The organism is Nocardia sp. A7 (assembly GCF_046549215.1).
GTDB lineage: Bacteria > Actinomycetota > Actinomycetes > Mycobacteriales > Mycobacteriaceae > Nocardia.
Genome location: NZ_JAJPWE010000005.1, coordinates 643,075 through 659,349, shown reverse-complemented (window position 1 = coordinate 659,349; position 16,275 = coordinate 643,075). Strand labels below are relative to the sequence as shown.

The 16,275-nt window shown below is 66.9% G+C and carries 20 protein-coding genes; 13 read left to right on the top strand and 7 right to left on the bottom strand.

All coding sequences use genetic code 11. The features are described from left to right. Positions 1-134: 134 nt before the first annotated feature. The 5 genes from ACLJPD_RS28650 (at position 135) to ACLJPD_RS28630 (ending at position 3,325) form a co-directional block, all read left to right on the top strand. Complete coding sequence (locus ACLJPD_RS28650; protein ID WP_410876268.1) at positions 135-1,088, top strand: Acg family FMN-binding oxidoreductase; 954 nt, start codon at positions 135-137, stop codon at positions 1,086-1,088. A gap of 67 nt (positions 1,089-1,155) precedes the next feature. Then, on the top strand, positions 1,156-1,446 hold the full coding sequence (locus tag ACLJPD_RS28645) for a hypothetical protein (RefSeq protein ID WP_410876267.1): 291 nt from the start codon (positions 1,156-1,158) through the stop codon (positions 1,444-1,446). 1 nt (position 1,447) lies between these two features. Further along, positions 1,448-2,122 carry a HemK2/MTQ2 family protein methyltransferase gene (locus tag ACLJPD_RS28640; protein ID WP_410876266.1) on the top strand — a complete coding sequence of 225 codons (675 nt, stop codon included), beginning with the start codon at positions 1,448-1,450 and terminating at the stop codon, positions 2,120-2,122. A 28-nt stretch (positions 2,123-2,150) separates the two neighbouring features. After that, the gene (locus ACLJPD_RS28635) at positions 2,151-2,330 is read left to right on the top strand and encodes a CDGSH iron-sulfur domain-containing protein (RefSeq protein ID WP_410876265.1); all 180 of its coding nucleotides are present in this window, start codon (positions 2,151-2,153) and stop codon (positions 2,328-2,330) included. Next, a complete protein-coding gene (locus ACLJPD_RS28630; protein ID WP_410876264.1) occupies positions 2,330-3,325 on the top strand; it encodes an iron-containing redox enzyme family protein in 996 nt (331 codons plus the stop codon). Before ACLJPD_RS28635 ends, ACLJPD_RS28630 begins: the two co-directional genes overlap by 1 nt. Here ACLJPD_RS28630 and ACLJPD_RS28625 read toward each other — a convergent pair. The 4 genes from ACLJPD_RS28625 to ACLJPD_RS28610 all read right to left on the bottom strand — a co-directional run bounded on the left by ACLJPD_RS28625 (position 3,300) and on the right by ACLJPD_RS28610 (position 5,712). Further along, positions 3,300-3,728 (bottom strand): ATP-binding protein, encoded by a 429-nt coding sequence (locus ACLJPD_RS28625; RefSeq protein ID WP_410876263.1) that lies wholly within the window; start codon positions 3,726-3,728, stop codon positions 3,300-3,302. The genes ACLJPD_RS28630 and ACLJPD_RS28625 overlap by 26 nt on opposite strands. A gap of 77 nt (positions 3,729-3,805) precedes the next feature. After that, positions 3,806-4,225, bottom strand: a complete 420-nt coding sequence (locus tag ACLJPD_RS28620) for an STAS domain-containing protein (RefSeq protein WP_410876262.1) — start codon at positions 4,223-4,225, stop codon at positions 3,806-3,808. A 116-nt stretch (positions 4,226-4,341) separates the two neighbouring features. After that, positions 4,342-5,178 carry an RNA polymerase sigma factor SigF gene (locus tag ACLJPD_RS28615; protein WP_410876261.1) on the bottom strand — a complete coding sequence of 279 codons (837 nt, stop codon included), beginning with the start codon at positions 5,176-5,178 and terminating at the stop codon, positions 4,342-4,344. A 96-nt stretch (positions 5,179-5,274) separates the two neighbouring features. Continuing rightward, positions 5,275-5,712 (bottom strand): anti-sigma factor, encoded by a 438-nt coding sequence (locus ACLJPD_RS28610; protein WP_410876260.1) that lies wholly within the window; start codon positions 5,710-5,712, stop codon positions 5,275-5,277. A 385-nt stretch (positions 5,713-6,097) separates the two neighbouring features. Here ACLJPD_RS28610 and ACLJPD_RS28605 point away from each other — a divergent pair, with 385 nt between their 5' ends. Together ACLJPD_RS28605 and ACLJPD_RS28600 are read left to right on the top strand one after the other, a co-directional pair. Continuing rightward, positions 6,098-8,245 (top strand): catalase, encoded by a 2,148-nt coding sequence (locus ACLJPD_RS28605; RefSeq protein WP_410876259.1) that lies wholly within the window; start codon positions 6,098-6,100, stop codon positions 8,243-8,245. Positions 8,246-8,367: 122 nt separating this feature from the next. Continuing rightward, positions 8,368-8,634 (top strand): hypothetical protein, encoded by a 267-nt coding sequence (locus ACLJPD_RS28600; protein ID WP_410876258.1) that lies wholly within the window; start codon positions 8,368-8,370, stop codon positions 8,632-8,634. A 7-nt stretch (positions 8,635-8,641) separates the two neighbouring features. On the opposite strand, the gene ACLJPD_RS28595 is transcribed toward ACLJPD_RS28600, so the two are convergent. Continuing rightward, the gene (locus ACLJPD_RS28595; RefSeq protein ID WP_410876256.1) at positions 8,642-9,328 is read right to left on the bottom strand and encodes a PAS and ANTAR domain-containing protein; all 687 of its coding nucleotides are present in this window, start codon (positions 9,326-9,328) and stop codon (positions 8,642-8,644) included. Positions 9,329-9,450: 122 nt separating this feature from the next. Here ACLJPD_RS28595 and ACLJPD_RS28590 point away from each other — a divergent pair, with 122 nt between their 5' ends. The 3 genes from ACLJPD_RS28590 to ACLJPD_RS28580 all read left to right on the top strand — a co-directional run bounded on the left by ACLJPD_RS28590 (position 9,451) and on the right by ACLJPD_RS28580 (position 11,405). Continuing rightward, positions 9,451-9,624, top strand: coding sequence for a CsbD family protein (locus ACLJPD_RS28590; protein WP_410876255.1), 174 nt, complete (start codon positions 9,451-9,453; stop codon positions 9,622-9,624). Between the two features lie 82 nt (positions 9,625-9,706). Next, positions 9,707-10,810, top strand: coding sequence for a glutamate--cysteine ligase (locus ACLJPD_RS28585; RefSeq protein ID WP_410876254.1), 1,104 nt, complete (start codon positions 9,707-9,709; stop codon positions 10,808-10,810). A 124-nt stretch (positions 10,811-10,934) separates the two neighbouring features. Next, on the top strand, positions 10,935-11,405 hold the full coding sequence (locus tag ACLJPD_RS28580; RefSeq protein ID WP_410876253.1) for an anti-sigma factor antagonist: 471 nt from the start codon (positions 10,935-10,937) through the stop codon (positions 11,403-11,405). On the opposite strand, the gene ACLJPD_RS28575 is transcribed toward ACLJPD_RS28580, so the two are convergent. After that, complete coding sequence (locus ACLJPD_RS28575) at positions 11,353-12,138, bottom strand: alpha/beta fold hydrolase (RefSeq protein WP_410876252.1); 786 nt, start codon at positions 12,136-12,138, stop codon at positions 11,353-11,355. The two genes, ACLJPD_RS28580 and ACLJPD_RS28575, sit on opposite strands and share 53 nt — an antisense overlap. A gap of 229 nt (positions 12,139-12,367) precedes the next feature. Between ACLJPD_RS28575 and ACLJPD_RS28570 the strand changes: the two genes are divergently transcribed. Genes ACLJPD_RS28570 through ACLJPD_RS28560 form a run of 3 tightly spaced genes read left to right on the top strand, consistent with a single transcriptional unit; the run spans position 12,368 to position 15,923 of the window. Continuing rightward, positions 12,368-12,868, top strand: a complete 501-nt coding sequence (locus tag ACLJPD_RS28570) for a 2Fe-2S iron-sulfur cluster-binding protein (protein ID WP_410876251.1) — start codon at positions 12,368-12,370, stop codon at positions 12,866-12,868. Then, positions 12,865-13,851 (top strand): FAD binding domain-containing protein, encoded by a 987-nt coding sequence (locus tag ACLJPD_RS28565; protein WP_410876250.1) that lies wholly within the window; start codon positions 12,865-12,867, stop codon positions 13,849-13,851. The genes ACLJPD_RS28570 and ACLJPD_RS28565 overlap by 4 nt, the downstream gene beginning before the upstream one ends. Then, entirely contained in the window at positions 13,848-15,923 is a 2,076-nt protein-coding gene (locus tag ACLJPD_RS28560) for a xanthine dehydrogenase family protein molybdopterin-binding subunit (protein ID WP_410876248.1), read from the top strand. The genes ACLJPD_RS28565 and ACLJPD_RS28560 overlap by 4 nt, the downstream gene beginning before the upstream one ends. Here the strand turns inward: ACLJPD_RS28560 and ACLJPD_RS28555 are convergent. Continuing rightward, complete coding sequence (locus ACLJPD_RS28555) at positions 15,906-16,187, bottom strand: hypothetical protein (RefSeq protein ID WP_410876247.1); 282 nt, start codon at positions 16,185-16,187, stop codon at positions 15,906-15,908. The genes ACLJPD_RS28560 and ACLJPD_RS28555 overlap by 18 nt on opposite strands. Positions 16,188-16,275: the final 88 nt, after the last annotated feature.

The window sequence follows — 16,275 nt, the reverse complement described above, 5'->3', positions numbered from 1 at the left end:
CGGTCCTTTGTGTGTCGGTATCAAAGCCCCAGGTCAGGGGTGTTCCCGCTCACATCGACCGCACCTATACCCTGAATTCCTCGAACCGCATCCGCGCAACGCCGACCTACGAGCGGAAGGGAGATCGGCGAGTTATGCCGAGCATCGCAACATGCCGAGACGCGCTGGAATTGGCAGTGCGCGCCCCCTCGGTGCACAACACCCAGCCGTGGCGATGGCGGGTCCAGCCGGGCCTGGTCGAACTGTTCGCCGACTTCGGGCGTCAGGTCACCGCGACAGACCCCAAGGCGCGTGCGCTCGTGGTGAGTTGCGGCGCCGCGCTGCATCACCTCGAAGTGGCCTTCGCCATGCTGGGCTGGCAGGCCCACATCGATCGGATGCCTGACCCGGATCGACCCGACCATCTCGCGACAGTGCGGTGCACGCCCCGCCCGCCGTCGGACCTCGATATCCGACTGGCCGCCGCGATCCACCTGCGGCAATCCGATCGGCGCCGCTATCCCGGCCGCCCGGTGCCCGCGCGGGAGCTGCGCGCGGTGTCACGGTGCGCCTCCCGATTCGGGGCCGCGGCCCGCCACGTCCCCGAACGCATGCTCCCCCAGCTGGCCGCACCCATGCGCCGCGCCGCCGCCCGACATGCGACGGACACCCGTTATCTGACGGAATTGGCGCAGTGGAGCGGCTGCCACGGCGGCCCGACCGGGGTACCCGCCCGCAACGCGCCTGCTGCCCGATCCTCGGACGAACTGCCGGTGCGGGTCTTCGCCGAAGCGGAGTTGGCCGAGTACACCGACGAACCCGACTCCGCCCACTGGCTCGTCGTGTGCACACCGAACGACAATCAGCTCTCCCAGCTGGGAGCGGGCCAGGCGACGAGCGCGATGTTGCTGCAGGCCACCTATCTCGGCCTGGCGACCAGCCTGCAATCCGAACCGCTCGGCATGTTCGATCTGCGCGAGCAGATCCGCACCACGGTCCTGCAGGAGTGCGCGTATCCCCACGTCATGATCAGGGTCGGCGTCATGCCACCTGCCGCGGCACCGCTGGAATCCACGCCGCGTCGCCCCCTGGGCGAGATCATCGACTGATTGTCTTCCCGGTTTGCGGGCATGTCCATGATCAGGGCGGCGTCTGCCGTCGAAAGGAGCGTGCGCGATGAATCAGTCAGAGAAGCAGTTTCCCGATGACGCTCGGACCACTCGAACGCATGCGGGGGAGTCGATCAGAGACGCCCGGAACTGGCCCGGTTTGATCCTGATCGGTGTGGGGTTGGTGCTGGTCGGCCTCACACTCACCGCGGCCGGATACGGCTTCGCGGGCTGGGCCGTGATCGCGGGTGTGGCATGCGGGCTGTGCCTGGTGGCGGGCATCGGGCTCGTGGTCTTGGAGCATCGGCGGGTGAAAGCGCAGGAGGGTCTGGCGCTCGGCGAACCGCGGGGGCACTGACGTGGTGGTCATCCGCGCGCCGCGGGTCTACCGTCCGCAGGCCGACACCTGGTTGCTCGCCCGTGCGTTACGTGAGGTGCCGTCGCTGCGCGGCGGCCGGGTGCTCGATGTGTGCGCGGGGTCCGGCGCGCTCACGGTGGCCGCGGCGGCGGCGGGTGCGGGCAGTCTGACCGCGGTCGATCTGTCCCGGTCGGCGTTGATGTCGACGTGGATGAACTGTCGGCTGCGGGGGATCGCGGTGGAATTGCTGCACGGCGACTTCGCGTCGGCGTTGCGGTTGCCGCGCTTCGACGTGGTGGTCGCGAATCCGCCGTACGTGCCCGCCGAGCAGGTGGCCGGACGAGGTGCGGCGCTGGCGTGGGACGCGGGCCCAGATGGTCGCAGCGTGCTCGACCGGCTGTGCGCGATGCTGCCGGACCTGCTCACCGAACGTGGCGTCGGGTTGATCGTGCACTCGGCGGTCAGCGACCCACAGCGCAGCTTGAGCCAGTTGCGCGAGCTCGGCGCGAATGCCCAGGTGGTGGCGACCGGAACAGTGCCGTTCGGACCGGTCATGCGGGCCCGAGCCGGATGGCTCGCCGCGAACGGTTTCATCAGGCCTGGCCAGCGCGAAGAGGAACTGGTGGTGATCCGTGTCGACCGAACATCTTCTCCCGTCGCCGCCGACCCTGCCTGAGTCGAGCCGACCCGATTCGCGTCGCGTTGTGCTCACCGAGGATGGGCCCGCGCTCATCGACGGCCCTGTCGATCTGGTGACCGCCGACGGCGAGGTGCTGCACTGCGACCGCTTCGTGGTGGCGCTGTGTCTGTGCCGCCGATCGAGCACGTATCCGCTGTGTGACACCAGCCACCGGCGCCGACGTCGTCCGAGGAGTGCCGACTGATGTCGTTTCGACCATTGCCGAGACCGCGCGGTGAACTGTCCGCCGCGGTCATCGAATCCCTCACGCGCCCACCGGGTTCCGTGGTTCCCACGGCTCCTGAACTCGACCCCTACAGCGAAGATCTCCAGCTCACCCTGCACACCTGCTACGAACTGCACTATCAGGGTTTCGCCGGTGTCGACGAGAACTGGGAGTGGGATCCGGACCTGCTCCGCCTACGCCTGGATCTGGAGAACCGATTCCGCTCGGCCCTGCACGCCGACGTCGCGGGTGGCGACGACGTCGACGAAGAACTCGACCGACTCCTCGAACCGACCAGCGACACCGGCGGCGTCGCCGGCTTCCTCGCCGAGCGGGGAACCCCCGATGAGCTACGCGAATACTTCGTCCACCGCTCGATCTACCACCACATCGAGGCCGACCCGTACGCCTGGGTGATCCCGCGCCTGCGCGGACAGGTGAAAGCCTCGCTGGTCGCCGTGGAATTCGACGAGTTCGGCGGCGGACGCGGCGAACGCGTGCACGCGCGGCTGTTCGCGGACCTGCTGTCCGGTGCCGACCTCGAACCCGGCTATCTGCACTACCTCGACATCGTGCCAGCGCCGATGCTCGCGCTGGTTGACATGATGTCGCTGTTCGGCCTGCACCGCGGCCTGCGCGGGGCACTGGTCGGGCATTTCGCGACCGCCGAGATCACTTCCTCGCCCGCGTCGCGGCGCCTCGCCGAACTCGCCCGCACCCTGCTGCCGCACCCCGCGTGCGCGCACTTCTACACCGAACACGTCGAAGCCGATGCCGTGCACGAACAGGTGCTGCGCCGCGATGTCATCGCCGGGATGCTGGCCGCGGAACCCGGTGAAGCCGCCTCGATCGTGTTCGGCATCCAGGCGACCAACTTCCTGGAAGATCGTTTCGCCGAACACGTTCTGCGGTGCTGGAACGAGGACCGCAGTTCACTGCGCGAACCGATCAGTGCACTCGCCGCACCTGTGTGAAGGTGATGGCAACCGGGTAACCGCCCTTTTCGCGGTCGTACGGATCATGTTCGGCGACAAGGTGATCGGTGATCGATCCCATCACATTCCAGCCGAATCCCGACGTATCGATCGGGTCGGTGTCGCCGCAGACGCCCCGCACGGAGATCCTGATTCGGAATCCGTCGGCGACCACGTCGCAATGGAGCTGGGAACCCGGTACCGCGCCGAGTACGAGGCAGGTCGCCGCCTCATCGAGCGCGACTCGGGTATCGGCTACCTCGTCGACCGAGAAACCCGCAATCAGGGCAACGGTTTCGGCGACGGCTCGGAGCATGACAATCTGCCCCAGGTCTGCGTCGATCTGGATCTGGATCGCTGTCGCGTGTTCGGAGTCGGTGATGATCCGGTCGCTCGAATCCACGATGTCCTCCTCCCTGGCGTGCGCTGGAGTGGGCTTCATCGTGCGCTTACCCCCGAAAGGGTGGAGCGAAACAGCGGTCAGTGGCCAGGTTCTGATCCGGTCGCCTCGTCGATGGACAGATAGTACCGGAACAGCGGTCGCACGCCCACCAGATCCAGCGCCCGCTCCACTTCGCGGGTGCCGGTGAGCAGGCGCAGCTCGACCCCGTGTGCCCACGCATCAGCTTTCGCGGTGCCGAGCATCGCCGCGACCCGGATGCTCATGAACGCGGTATCACGCAGATCCAGGATGACCACACGCACACCGGAATGCACCGAGCGGTCGAGCAACGCGCAGAATCGGGGCATGCGCGCCGCGTCGAGTTCGATTCCGGCGTGCAGGACCCAGCAGCCGGGCCGCCCGGGGTCGCGCAGCGCCAACTCGGCCGCGGCGCGTGCAGAGGATCCGCGGTACCAGCGCAGCCGACTCGAGTGCCGACGATCCATGACGACAGACATACGGACCTCCTGTGCGACAGGGCTTTCCGGATCACACTTGCGAGGGTGCGGTGACGGGACCGGGGTCGGCTGGAGGTCTCAACCTAGGACAATTCTGGCACGTGGTGGCGCCGCTGTCACTGTGTCGGCGTCGGTTCGGCGAGTGCCTGCTCACGCAACAACGCCAGGGTCCGCGACAGGATCCGCGAAACCTGCATCTGCGAGACTCCGAGCTCGCCGGCGATCTCGCCCTGCGTCTTGGACTCGTAGAAGCGCATGATCAACACCTGCCGTTCCTCGGCGGGCAGGGCCGCGATCAGCGGGCGTACCGCCATCGCGTCTTCGGTGAGCTGGTAGCACGGCTCGTCCGAGCCGAGGGTGTCGGTGATCGGCTGGGTGGAATTGTCGCGACCGTCGTGGGTGACACCGTCGATGGAGTTGGTCTGGTAGCCGTTGCCCGCCACCAGCGTGCGGGTGACCTCGATCAGGTCCACGTCGAGTTCGTCGGCGAGTTCGCGCGCGTTGGGCAACCTGCCCAGCCGCTGTGACAGTTCTTCGGTGGCGGGTCCGATCCTGAGCTGGATCTCCTTGAGCCGTCGTGGTACCCGCACCGCCCACGTGCGATCGCGGAAGTGCCTACGCACCTCGCCCATGATGGTCGGGATCGCGAAGGACAGGAAAGAGGAGCCGCGGGTGACGTCGTAGCGGTCGACGGCCAGCACCAGCCCTACCCTGGCGGTCTGCTCCAGATCGTCGAACTGCTCGCCGCGACCGTTGAACTTGCGCGCGATGTGATCGGCGAGCGGCAGACACAGTTCGATGACGTGCCCGCGCAGTGCGTCGTGGTGCTCGTCGCCCGGTGGCAGCGCGCACAGCTTCTCGAACCACGGCTCGATGTTGTCGTAGCTGTCGCCGCGCGAATGGGATCGTCGGGCTGTCGGCTGTTCGGCTGTCTTCGTTGATTCCCATGTCATCGCTACTTGCCTCGCTTCCAGGCGGTTGCAGATGTGTTCATGGGGTACCCACCGGGACCCGGGGCTATGCCCTGCAACCAGGCTAGCGCTCGATGGTCACGACTGCGACGGTCCGTGTAAGCGTCGAATCCAGCCGAATTCGACGGTGGTCGGATAGCCGCCGCGCGCCGGGTCGAACCCGGCGTAATCGGTGCGCAGCGCGTCGGTGAGGGTGGCGACGACGTGCCAGCCGAAGGATTGCTCATCGAGCGCGGTGGGCTCTCTGGCGAGCGCGCTCACCCGGGCGCCGAGCGCACCGTCGCCACCGGTGAACGAGCAGTCGAGCTGGGAATCGGGCGTCGCGACCAGCATCAAAGCGGTGGCGACCTCATCGAGCGCCAGCAGTAGATCGGTAACCTCGTCGAGCGCGAAACCGCCGACGAGCAGCACGGTTTCAGCGAGCGCGTGCACCATGCTGAGCTGGTCGAGTTCGGCGGGGACCTGGAATCCGACGGTCCGCGAGCGGGGAGCGATATCGCGATCTCGAGCTCGCACGCCACCTCCCTCATCCATCACCGTTGATCGGAGGTTACCCCGTAACCATCCGATCACGCCTCGAGCTCATTTCGGGTCGTTGCCCGTCGACTCGGGCTCATCCGGACGCTTACCCCGGTTGTTGCGCATCATCAGAACCACCGCGACGAGCACGACCAAGGCCACGATCGCAAGTATCTCCATATTCGTCGCATACCCAACGAGCCGACCCTGAACCGCTGTTTACCGCGCGAATAACGCGGTAGTCCCTCGGGGATGGTACTTCCGACCGGGAGGGCTTCGATCACGGGTTTCCCGGACTCGCGGTCACCGGCGGCAGACCGATTCTCTGATTTTCCTCAGTGCGACGAAGGTCCTCAGTGCGACGAAGGGATGACAAAATACAATGACCTCCCACGATATTCCGCCCGAATTCACGCGCCCACCGACTCCGCCCGACGAGGACGCGGGGACGCCGTGCGAACAGGCAGGGCCCGCACCTGATCAAGAGGGTCCCGCGTTGCGCGGTCCCACCGGCGCGCCGATTGCCGGCGACGCGTCCGTGCGCGCCCAGCAGGGCCCTCGGCTGACCACTCCGCAAGGCGCAGGCGTGGCCGATACCGATCACGCGCTCAAGGCAGGTCCGCGTGGCCCGACGTTGCTGCAGGACTTCCACCTGCGGGAGAAGATCACCCACTTCGACCACGAGCGCATCCCCGAGCGGGTCGTGCACGCCCGCGGCACCGCCGCGCACGGAGTATTCGTCGCCAATGGCGCCGCCGCGTCGCTGACCAGGGCGAAATTCCTGGCCGCCGACGCGCGCACCCCGGTCTTCGTCCGGTTCTCCACGGTGCTCGGCTCCCGCGGTTCGGCCGATACGGTGCGCGACACCCGCGGTTTCGCGGTGAAGTTCTACACCGAGGAAGGCGTCTACGACCTGGTCGGCAACAACATTCCGGTGTTCTTCATCCAGGAAGCGATCAAATTCCCCGACGTGATCCACGCCGGAAAACCCGAACCGGACCGCGAGATCCCGCAGGCGCAATCCGCACACGACACTTTCTGGGATTTCGTCACCCTGCACACCGAGGCGACCGCACACACCTTCTGGAACATGTCGGACCGTGCGCTGCCGCGTTCGTTGCGAATGATGGAGGGCTTCGGTATCCACACCTTCCGGCTGGTCGCCGAAGACGGCACGACGAGTCTGGTGAAATTCCACTGGAAGCCGCGGCTCGGTGTGCATTCGATGCTGTGGGAGGAAACACAGCTGACGGCCGGGTTCGACCCTGATTTCCATCGCCGGGATCTGGCCGACACGATCGCGGCCGGCATGTCACCGGAATGGGATTTCGGTGTGCAGGTATTCCCTGACACACCCGACCACCTCTTCGAGGGGATCGATCTGCTCGACCCGACCAAGATCGTCCCCGAAGAACTCGCGCCGGTGCAGACGATCGGCACCCTGCGACTCACCGCGAATCCGCAGAACTTCTTCGCCGAAACCGAGCAGGTCGCGTTCTGCCCGACACACCTGGTCCCCGGCATCGAGGTCACCGACGATCCGCTGCTGCAGGGCAGGCTGTTCTCCTATCTCGACACCCAGATCAGTCGGCTCGGCGGCCCCAACTTCACCCAGTTGCCGATCAATACCCCGCACACCGCGGTCAACGACCTGTCCAGGGACGGTATGCACCAGAGCGCCGTGCACCCCGGAGTCGCTGCCTACAAACCGAATTCACTGGGCGGCGGTTGTCCCTACGCGGCGAGTTTCGCCGGGGACGCCTATGTCGAATCGCCGACACCCATCTCGCCGCCGACGGCGAAACTGCGGACATCAGCCAACAGTGCGGGCTCGGTATCGTTCGCCGACCACTACTCGCAGCCGCGCATGTTCTATCGCAGCCTGACCAGCGGCGAACAGCAGCGCCTGGCAGACGCGTTCGCGTTCGAACTCGGCAAGTGCGAGAAGGAGACCGTCCAGAAACGCGCCCTGCAGATGCTGGTCAATGTCGACGACGGGCTGGCCGACTACGTCGCCGGGCAACTCGGACTCGACAAGCCCGCGCCGACCGGCGAACCCGTGGATCTCGCGCCGAGCCCCGCGTTGTCGCAGCGGCGCGGCAGTTTCCCGGTGGACGGGCGCACGGTGGCCGTGCTGGTCGACGACACCGTCTCGGCCGATGCGGTGGGTGAGGTTTCGGCCGCCTTGGCGGAGGCGAAGGTCAGGCCGATGGTCGTCGCGGCGCGCGGCGGCGTCATCGACGGCGTGCCGGTGGCACGAACCTTCGCCACGATGCGGTCGGTCGAATTCGACGGTGCGCTGCTGCTGGCGAGCCCGATCGATCCGCGGGTCGATCTGCTCGTCGGGGAGATGTGGCGACACGGCAAGGCGATCGCCGCGGTCGGCGACGGCGCCGCGGCGCTGGAGCGCGACGGCATCGACGCGGATGCCCCTGGCATCACGGTCGCCGATGCCGCGGCGGCGACCAGTGGGCTGCTCGCCGACCTGGCCGAGCATCGCGCATGGGCGCGCATCGAGGCCGAGTCCTGATCCACGCCAGCTGGTCGGGCGCACCATCGCGACGCCGACGACGTCGTCGCGATGGGCGCTCGGCCCGCATCATGGCTGTTGCGGACGCGCAACGCCGACCACCTGATGATGAGAAAGAGGCGATGATGTTCGCGATCGAGCTCACCGAGCCGAGCCCCGTGCCCGCACCCCCGGAGCCCGCGCCGCCGGGTCCGGCACCTGAACCGTTCCTGCCGGGCCCGGGTGACCCGGTGCCGACTCCGCCGTCGCCTCCCGGCCCGGATCCGGTGCCCCCGCCGCCGATCCCGCCCGGCCCCGACCCGGTGCCCGCCCCGCCGACCCCGCCGGGTCCCGGTGAGCCACCTGCCCCTCCCGGCCCCGACCCGTTGCCTGTGCCGCCGATCCTTTGAACCCCCGCTAGCCGACGGGGTCGGCCCGGACGCCCTCGTGCGCGGTCAGTAGCACGTGGTCGAGGCGGGTGCGCAGGCGCACCTCGTTGTCGGCCACCGTCGGCAACGCGGTCACCACCCGCTCCGCGATCACTCGCAATTTGACATTGGTCTCCTGCGAACGCCACCGCAGCACCCGGAACGCCTGATCGGCACTGACACCGTAGGCGAGCATCAACGCGCCCTTGGCCTGCTCGATCGTCACCCGCGCCGCAAGCACTCCGGGCAGGGTGGTGTCGAGTGCTTCGCGCCGGTACCCGGCGGCGGTGTCGGACAGATCGATGTAGTAGCCCTCGGTGCCGATCGGTGTCCCGTCGACGTCGGCGAGCGGTTCCGACACCACCAGCACGTCGCGCACTCGTCCATGCGTGTCGATGATGCGGTGATGGCTGGAGAACGCGCCGCTGTCCTCGACCGAGGTGATCATCGCCGCGACCCGGTCGCGATCCTCAGGGTGCTTGTGCGACAGCAGCATTTCGGTCGTCGGCACCGTGCCGGGTGGGTATCCGTGCATCGTCGCGACCTCGTCGGACCACTCCCACTGCCGGGTGGCGAACCGGAACCGGAAACGACCGACGGTCAACGGGTCACCCAGTCCGATCACGCGCTCGACCAGAGCGCGCTCTGTCATGGATACGTCGTCCCGTTCGGTCATGAACTGATTATTCACCTCGCGCGTCTCCTGTTTGCCCTTTGCGAGCACGGGTAGGCCACTGATGGGTCCCCAGGACGGCCCACGGTCGATGATCCGGCCGACGAACGTCTGAAAGGAAAACCATGAGCATCGCTGACAAGGCCAAGAACAAGGCCGAAGAGCTGACCGGCAAGGCCAAGGAAGCGACCGGCCGTGCCACCGACGACCGTAAGCTCGAGAACGAGGGTCGCGGCGAGCAGACCAAGTCGAACCTGAAGGACGCGGGCGAGAAGGTCAAGGACGCGTTCCGCGACTGACCGGCCACACTTCGCCCGGGTCATCGGTCCTTCACCGGACCGATGACCCGGGCCTGCTCATCGGTGCGGGAGGGTGATGGAAATGTCCGCGCATGTTCCGACGGTCGGCGTCGAAGAGGAATTTCTGCTGACCGATCCCGAGTCCGGCGCGCCCGCGCCGAAGAACACGCTGGTCGCCGACACAGCGAAGAAGGCGGGGATCGATCTGCAGCTGGAATTGACGAGCTGCCAGGTCGAGACGAGTAGTACGGTGCACTCCGATATCGGTGAGTTGCTGGCGGAACTGCGGACCGCGCGGCGCCGGGTGGCCGAATGTGCCGCCGAGCACGACACCCGTTTGCTCGCGGTGGCGGTGCCGCCGACCGTCTTTGCGGGCTATCCGGTCACCGACACACCGCGCTATCAACGCATCGCGCATTCCTTCGGCATGCTCGCGCACGAGCAGGGGCTGTGCGGATGTCATGTGCACGTGGCGGTTCCCGACCGGGAAACCGCGGTACTGGTCGGCAATCATATGCGTCCGCGGTTGCCGTTGCTGTTGGCATTGACCGCGAATTCGGCGATCTACCGCGGCAGTGAGACCGGTTACGCGAGTTGGCGCAGCATCCTGTGGCGTCGTTGGCCCAGCGCGGGCCCGCCACCGTATTTCTCCTCGCTGCGCGAATACGAATCGACCGTGGCGATGATGCGGGCCAGTGGCAGCATTCTCGACAACAAGATGGTGTATTGGGATATTCGCCCGTCGGAGACCTTTCCGACCGTCGAAGTCCGGGTGAGCGATGTGCCGGCGACCGCGGCGGAATCCGCCCTGCTGGCCGCACTCATCCGGGGAATGGTCTGCACCGCGCTCGAGGCGATCGCCCACGGCATCCCCGCGCCGGCGGTGTCCGGCGACATCCTGCGGGCCGCCTATTGGAACGCCGCGCGCTCCGGGCTCGACGGCAACGGTCTGGACCTCGTCGCCGGTCGCGTCGTTCCGCATCGGGACCTACTCGCCGAACTCGTCGACGACATCGCACCCGCACTGCGTCGCTGTGGTGACCACACCTTCGTCACCGAGGGGCTCGCGGCGATCGGCGAGCGCGGAAACGGCGCGCGCCGACAGCTGGCGGCGATGCACCGACGGCACGAGATCGCCGATGTGATCAGCGAAATCGCCGACGCCACCCTCGACGGATGCCGCTGAGCGTGATTTCCGCGTGCATCAGATCCATCACAATCGGTGACACCATCGAATCGGCGTGCTCTGATGGAATCACCTGCCGATCTAGAGCCACCTGGATCGGCCGGGGCAGTGCGTATACCTGCCGGTGCCGAGGGATCGAGCGCTCGTGAACACTCAATCCAGCCATGATGACGAAACAGTTCGGGTCGATGTACCCGTCTCGACACTCCACACGGAGGTCACCCTTCATCACACAGCCACAGTCCTGCACGTGCACGGCGAAATCGACGCCTGCAACCTGCCCCAGTGGCGCACCGTCCTCGACGAGGCGTTGGCAGCCGAGGGGGAGTCCGGCCATCTGGTGATCGATATCCGGCACGTCAGCTTCATGTCCTGCCGGGCGATTCTCGACATGGCCACCCGCGCCCAGCGGAGTACGGTCCGGATGAGCGTGGTCAACCCCGTGCCATCGGTCACCGACCGCATCATCAGCGCCGCAGGCCTCACCGAATGGCTGCCCGTCTATGCCAGCCGCACCGAGGCCATGCCCACCGCCGCCACGCTCAACCGTTCGCCCCGGAATCCGTCAATATCGGCAGCAACGCCTTGGCGCTGACCATGTGGTTCTGCCCGGCGAGCATCCGATGGGTCGAATGCGGAACAGCGTCGGCCAGTGCGCGCGCCACCTGATGAAGTTCGGGCGGACTCTTCTCGCCGACCACCACCTGCACCGGGACCTGGATACCCGTGAAACGGTCAACCGGCGGCAGGATTTCGGTGATGGCGATGTCGTACATCAGCGTGGGGGCAAGGGCTTTCATGGTTTTCCAGCCGGGAAACAGCGGAAGCAGGGCGATGAACACCCGTGGCATTCCGATCCCTTGCAGAAAAGTCCGCACCGCTCGACCGTTCTCGGCGCCGGCGAGACGGTCGCGAACCCGTTCCGCCAATCGCGCGTAGGACACCTGTTCGGCCTCGTCGTGCACATAGGACGCGTCATAGATCACGACCCTGTCGATCTTCTCCGGCATCCGCGCCGCCGCTTCGAGCGCCAGCGCAGCCCCAGACGAGTGGCCGTAGAGAATCGCGCGCCCACCCGCGGCATCGATGATCGCCTCGATGTCGTCGACCTCGCGCTCGATCGCATAGGGCTGCGCGTCCCCACTGGCCCCACGTCCGCGCCGGTCATAGTTGTAGACAGTGAATTCCGTGGCGAACAGCTTGACGTCGGAGACGATGGGCAGAAACCGCCGGAAGCACGTCGCACCGGTGATATACACCAAGGCCGGCCCACTCCCGGAAACGTCATAGGCGAGTTCCGTGCCATCCTTCGACGTAGCGAACTGCATGATCGTGGTCCTCTCGATACCGGGAACGGGCCGTGCTCGACCCACCGCTTCTACCGATACGACGGATCCGGCAGCGGGAATTCATCGGCAACGCCACCACGGATGTGGTCGGGAGCATGCGAGCCGGACCGCGGGATCGGTAGGGTGGCGCAGGTGTTGGTAGCGGGCTCGGAAGGGCCGGCTGCGCTTGTCGGGGTGAAGTCGGGTTCGCGCGACGAGAGGCCGTTCGATGCGTGCGCAGATCAGTTTGACCGTCGATGGGCAGACGCGGGCGGTGGATGTCGACACCCGCACGACCCTGCTGGACGCCCTGCGTGAGCAGTTGGGCGTCACCAGTCCGAAGAAGGGGTGCGATCGCGGGCAGTGCGGGTCGTGCACGGTTCTGTTGAACGGACGGCGGGCCACGCTGTGTCTCGCGTTGGCTGTCGCCCACGACGGAGCGACGATCGTCACCGCCGACGGGCTCGCCGACGGCGACGACCTGCACCCGGTCCAGCGGGCCTTCCTCGAACACGACGGCTTCCAGTGCGGGTATTGCACGCCCGGCCAGATCTGTTCTGCGGTCGGCATGCTCGACGAGGTGAAGGCCGGTGCGCCGAGTCACGTCACCGCGGAGCTGGCCGAGGTCGAACTGAGCGTCGACGAGATCCGGGAACGCATGAGCGGCAACTTGTGTCGCTGTGGCGCCTATCCGAACATCGTCGCGGCGATCGCCGAGGTCGCTCGATGAGGGAGTTCGCCTACGAACGCGCCACCGACGCTGGGCACGCGGTCGCCGCGGTGCTCGCCGAGCCCGATGCCGTATTCCTCGGCGCGGGAACCAATCTCGTCGATCACCTCAAACTCGGGATCATCGCGCCCGGCAAACTGGTGGATGTCAGCGGACTGCCGTTCGATCAGGTGACCCAACTTCCGGACGGTGGGGTACGCATCGGCGCGGCCGTGCGCAACGCCGATCTCGCCGCGCATCCGGGCATCAGGGCGCGCTATCCGATGCTGTCGGCCGCCCTGTTGGCTGGAGCGTCCGCCCAACTGCGCAACCTCGCCACCACCGGCGGAAACCTGTTGCAGCGCACCAGATGCCCTTACTTCCAGGACTCGACCGTGCCGTGCAACAAACGCGAGCCGGGCAGTGGATGCTCGGCGATCGGCGGGTTCGACCGCGACCATGCCATCCTCGGTGCGTCCGACCAGTGCATCGCCACCCACCCCTCCGACATGGCGGTGGCGATGGTCTGCTTGGGCGCGGTGGTGCGGGTGCTCGGGGCCGTCGGCGAGCGCGAGATCCCGCTGGTCGACCTGTACCGTTTACCCGGCGACGAACCCGACCGCGATACCGTCCTCGATCACGGCGACCTGATCACCGCCGTCGACCTGCCCGCGCTCGACTGGGCCACCACCTCCACCTACCGCAAGGTCCGCGACCGCGCGTCCTTCGCGTTCGCGCTGGTCTCGGTGGCGGCCGCCGTCGACATCGCCGACGGCATCGTGCGGGACGTGCGGATCGCCTTCGGCGGTGTCGCGCACACTCCGTGGCGAGCGCGGACCGCCGAGACCGCACTGCGCGGGCGCGCTGCCACCGAGGCGAATTTCGCCGCCGCGGCAGATGCCGAACTCGCCGACGCACGCCCACAACGTCAGAACGGTTTCAAGATCCCGTTGGCGCGCAACGTCCTGGTCGCTACCCTGCGCGAACTGAGTGAGGCACGGTGAACTCACCGGCGATCGGCAGCTCACCCACCCGCATCGACGGACCGGCCAAACTCCGCGGTGTCGCGCCCTACGCGATGGAGCATCCGCAACCGGATCCCTTGTACGGCTTCGTGATGCAGTCGACCATCATTCGAGGCCGGATCCGCGAGATCGACACCTCGGTGGCCGAGCGGATCGACGGTGTCGTCGCGGTGCTCACCCACCGCAATGCTCCCCGGCTGGCCGTCGACGACAACAACGAACTGTTCATCCTGCAGGACGACGAGATCGCCTTCCGCGGGCAGGTGATCGGCGCCGTCATCGCGACGAGCCAGGAGGTGGCCTGCGAAGCTGCCGCCCAGGTGCGGGTGACCTATGACGAACAGCCTGCCGACACCGTGTTCAGCGCCGACCGCGCCGACCTCTACACCCCCGAAGAGGTGAGCGGCGGCTTTCCCGCCGACACCTCGATCGGTGACGTGGACGCGGCCATGGCCATCGCCCCGGTCACGATCGACCACACCTACACCACCGCGATGGTCCACAACAATCCGATGGAACCGCACGCCACCATCGCGCACTGGACCGACGACTCCCTCGTGCTGTTCGATTCCACCCAGGGCCCACACGTGGTGCGTGCCGAGATCGCGCCGCTGTTCGGGTTGGCGCCGGAGCAGGTACGGGTGATCGCGCCTTTCGTCGGCGGTGGCTTCGGGTCCAAAGGCGAACCGCATGCCAATATCGTGCTCGCGGCAATGGCCGCGAAACTTTCCGGCGGGCGACCGGTGAAACTACCGCTGACCAGACAACAGTTGTTCTCCCTTACCGGTTATCGCACGCCGACCAGCCAGCGGGTCCGCCTCGGTGCGCACCCCGACGGCACCTTGACCGCGATCGCCCACGACGCGATCGCGCAGGCCTCCACGGTGAAGGAGTTCGCCGAACCGTCCGCGGTGGTCAGCCGCGTGATGTACTCGGCGGCCAACCGATCGACCTCCCACCAGTTCGCGGCGCTGGATGTCGGCGTCTCGTCATGGATGCGGGCGCCGGGGCACTGTCCGGGGATGTTCGCGGCGGAGACGGCCATGGACGAACTCGCCGTCGCCCTCGGCATGGATCCGATCGCGTTGCGCATCCACAACGAACCCGAGGTCGACCCGGAATCGGGACTCCCGTTCTCCACGCGCGGGCTGGTGGAATGCCTGCGTAGCGGGGCGCAGCGCTTCGGCTGGGCCGAGCGCGACCCGGCACCGAGATCGCGGCGCGAGGGTCGATGGCTGATCGGGTCCGGGGTCGCGGCGGCCACCTATCCGGCCGATACCGCGCCGGGCAACAGTGCCAGGGTGCGTCGGACCGGTGATCGCTACGAAGTCGCCATCGACGCCGTGGACATCGGCACCGGTACCTGGACCGCGCTCGGCCAGATCGCCGCCGACGCCCTCGGCGTCGACCACGACCACATCGACCTGCGGATCGGCGATTCCGACCTACCCGAGGGGACGGTCGCGGGCGGTTCGACCGGGATGGCCTCCTGGGGCTCGGCCGTGGTGGCGGCTGCGCGGGCTTTGCTCGACCGATACGGTCCGGATCCGGCCGACGGCGCCGAGATCACGGTAGCGGCGCCCGAATACCCTGGGCGAGAGAATTTCTCGACACACGCCTTCGGCGCGCACTTCGTCGAGGTCCGCGTGGACACCGACACCGCCGAGATCCGGGTTCCGCGCGTGGTCAGCGTTTTCGGTGCGGGCCGGATCATCAATCCGCGCACGGCCCGCTCGCAATTCATCGGCGCCGTGACCATGGGTCTGTCGATGGCACTGTTCGAACAGAGCGAATTCGATCCACGCCTGGGTGTGGTGGTCAACCATGACCTCGCCGGGTACCACATTCCGGTCAACGCCGATATCGGCGACATCGATGTCAGCTGGATCGACGAACACGACCCTCATCTGAACCCGATGGGCAGCAAGGGAATCGGTGAGATCGGCATCGTCGGCTCGGCGGCCGCGGTGGGCAACGCGATCTACCACGCCACCGGCGTCCGCGTCCGCCACGTGCCCTTCCGCCTCGAAGATCTACTCGGCGCACTGTGACGGCTTCGAACCCGCCGGCACGTTCATGAATGCGGAAATCACGTGATCGCTGAGGTACAGGCGTAATTCTGAGCGCCACTCGACGGGGATATCAACCGGTACCAGATCGAGTGCGTCCTCGACCTCGTCCCATATCCGGGGAAAGGGAATTCCGTTACGCGAGCAGGATTCGACCGCCACCTTCAGCTGTTGTGTCAGAAAATCCATCTGTACAGCCGATGTCACAGTGAATCCGGTGTCGAGAAGCAGTCCCAGATCGTCCATTTGTTTCCCCTTACCAGTTTCGCACCCCTGCTGTGCGCTCAACGTAGGTGACCGATCCCCGGTGCGCGAAACCGTGCGCAGGTTACTG

What these genes read in the sequence shown, in the direction of transcription:
- ACLJPD_RS28630 (WP_410876264.1), top strand. Translation starts at nt 2,330, where the DNA reads ATGTCGTTTCGACCATTGCCGAGACCGCGCGGTGAACTGTCCGCCGCG.
- ACLJPD_RS28590 (WP_410876255.1), top strand. Translation starts at nt 9,451, where the DNA reads ATGAGCATCGCTGACAAGGCCAAGAACAAGGCCGAAGAGCTGACCGGC.
- ACLJPD_RS28585 (WP_410876254.1), top strand. Translation starts at nt 9,707, where the DNA reads ATGTCCGCGCATGTTCCGACGGTCGGCGTCGAAGAGGAATTTCTGCTG.
- ACLJPD_RS28615 (WP_410876261.1), bottom strand. Translation starts at nt 5,178, where the DNA reads ATGACATGGGAATCAACGAAGACAGCCGAACAGCCGACAGCCCGACGA.
- ACLJPD_RS28595 (WP_410876256.1), bottom strand. Translation starts at nt 9,328, where the DNA reads ATGACCGAACGGGACGACGTATCCATGACAGAGCGCGCTCTGGTCGAG.
- ACLJPD_RS28570 (WP_410876251.1), top strand. Translation starts at nt 12,368, where the DNA reads ATGCGTGCGCAGATCAGTTTGACCGTCGATGGGCAGACGCGGGCGGTG.
- ACLJPD_RS28600 (WP_410876258.1), top strand. Translation starts at nt 8,368, where the DNA reads ATGATGTTCGCGATCGAGCTCACCGAGCCGAGCCCCGTGCCCGCACCC.
- ACLJPD_RS28605 (WP_410876259.1), top strand. Translation starts at nt 6,098, where the DNA reads ATGACCTCCCACGATATTCCGCCCGAATTCACGCGCCCACCGACTCCG.
- ACLJPD_RS28650 (WP_410876268.1), top strand. Translation starts at nt 135, where the DNA reads ATGCCGAGCATCGCAACATGCCGAGACGCGCTGGAATTGGCAGTGCGC.
- ACLJPD_RS28645 (WP_410876267.1), top strand. Translation starts at nt 1,156, where the DNA reads ATGAATCAGTCAGAGAAGCAGTTTCCCGATGACGCTCGGACCACTCGA.
- ACLJPD_RS28565 (WP_410876250.1), top strand. Translation starts at nt 12,865, where the DNA reads ATGAGGGAGTTCGCCTACGAACGCGCCACCGACGCTGGGCACGCGGTC.
- ACLJPD_RS28575 (WP_410876252.1), bottom strand. Translation starts at nt 12,138, where the DNA reads ATGCAGTTCGCTACGTCGAAGGATGGCACGGAACTCGCCTATGACGTT.
- ACLJPD_RS28620 (WP_410876262.1), bottom strand. Translation starts at nt 4,225, where the DNA reads ATGTCTGTCGTCATGGATCGTCGGCACTCGAGTCGGCTGCGCTGGTAC.
- ACLJPD_RS28555 (WP_410876247.1), bottom strand. Translation starts at nt 16,187, where the DNA reads ATGGACGATCTGGGACTGCTTCTCGACACCGGATTCACTGTGACATCG.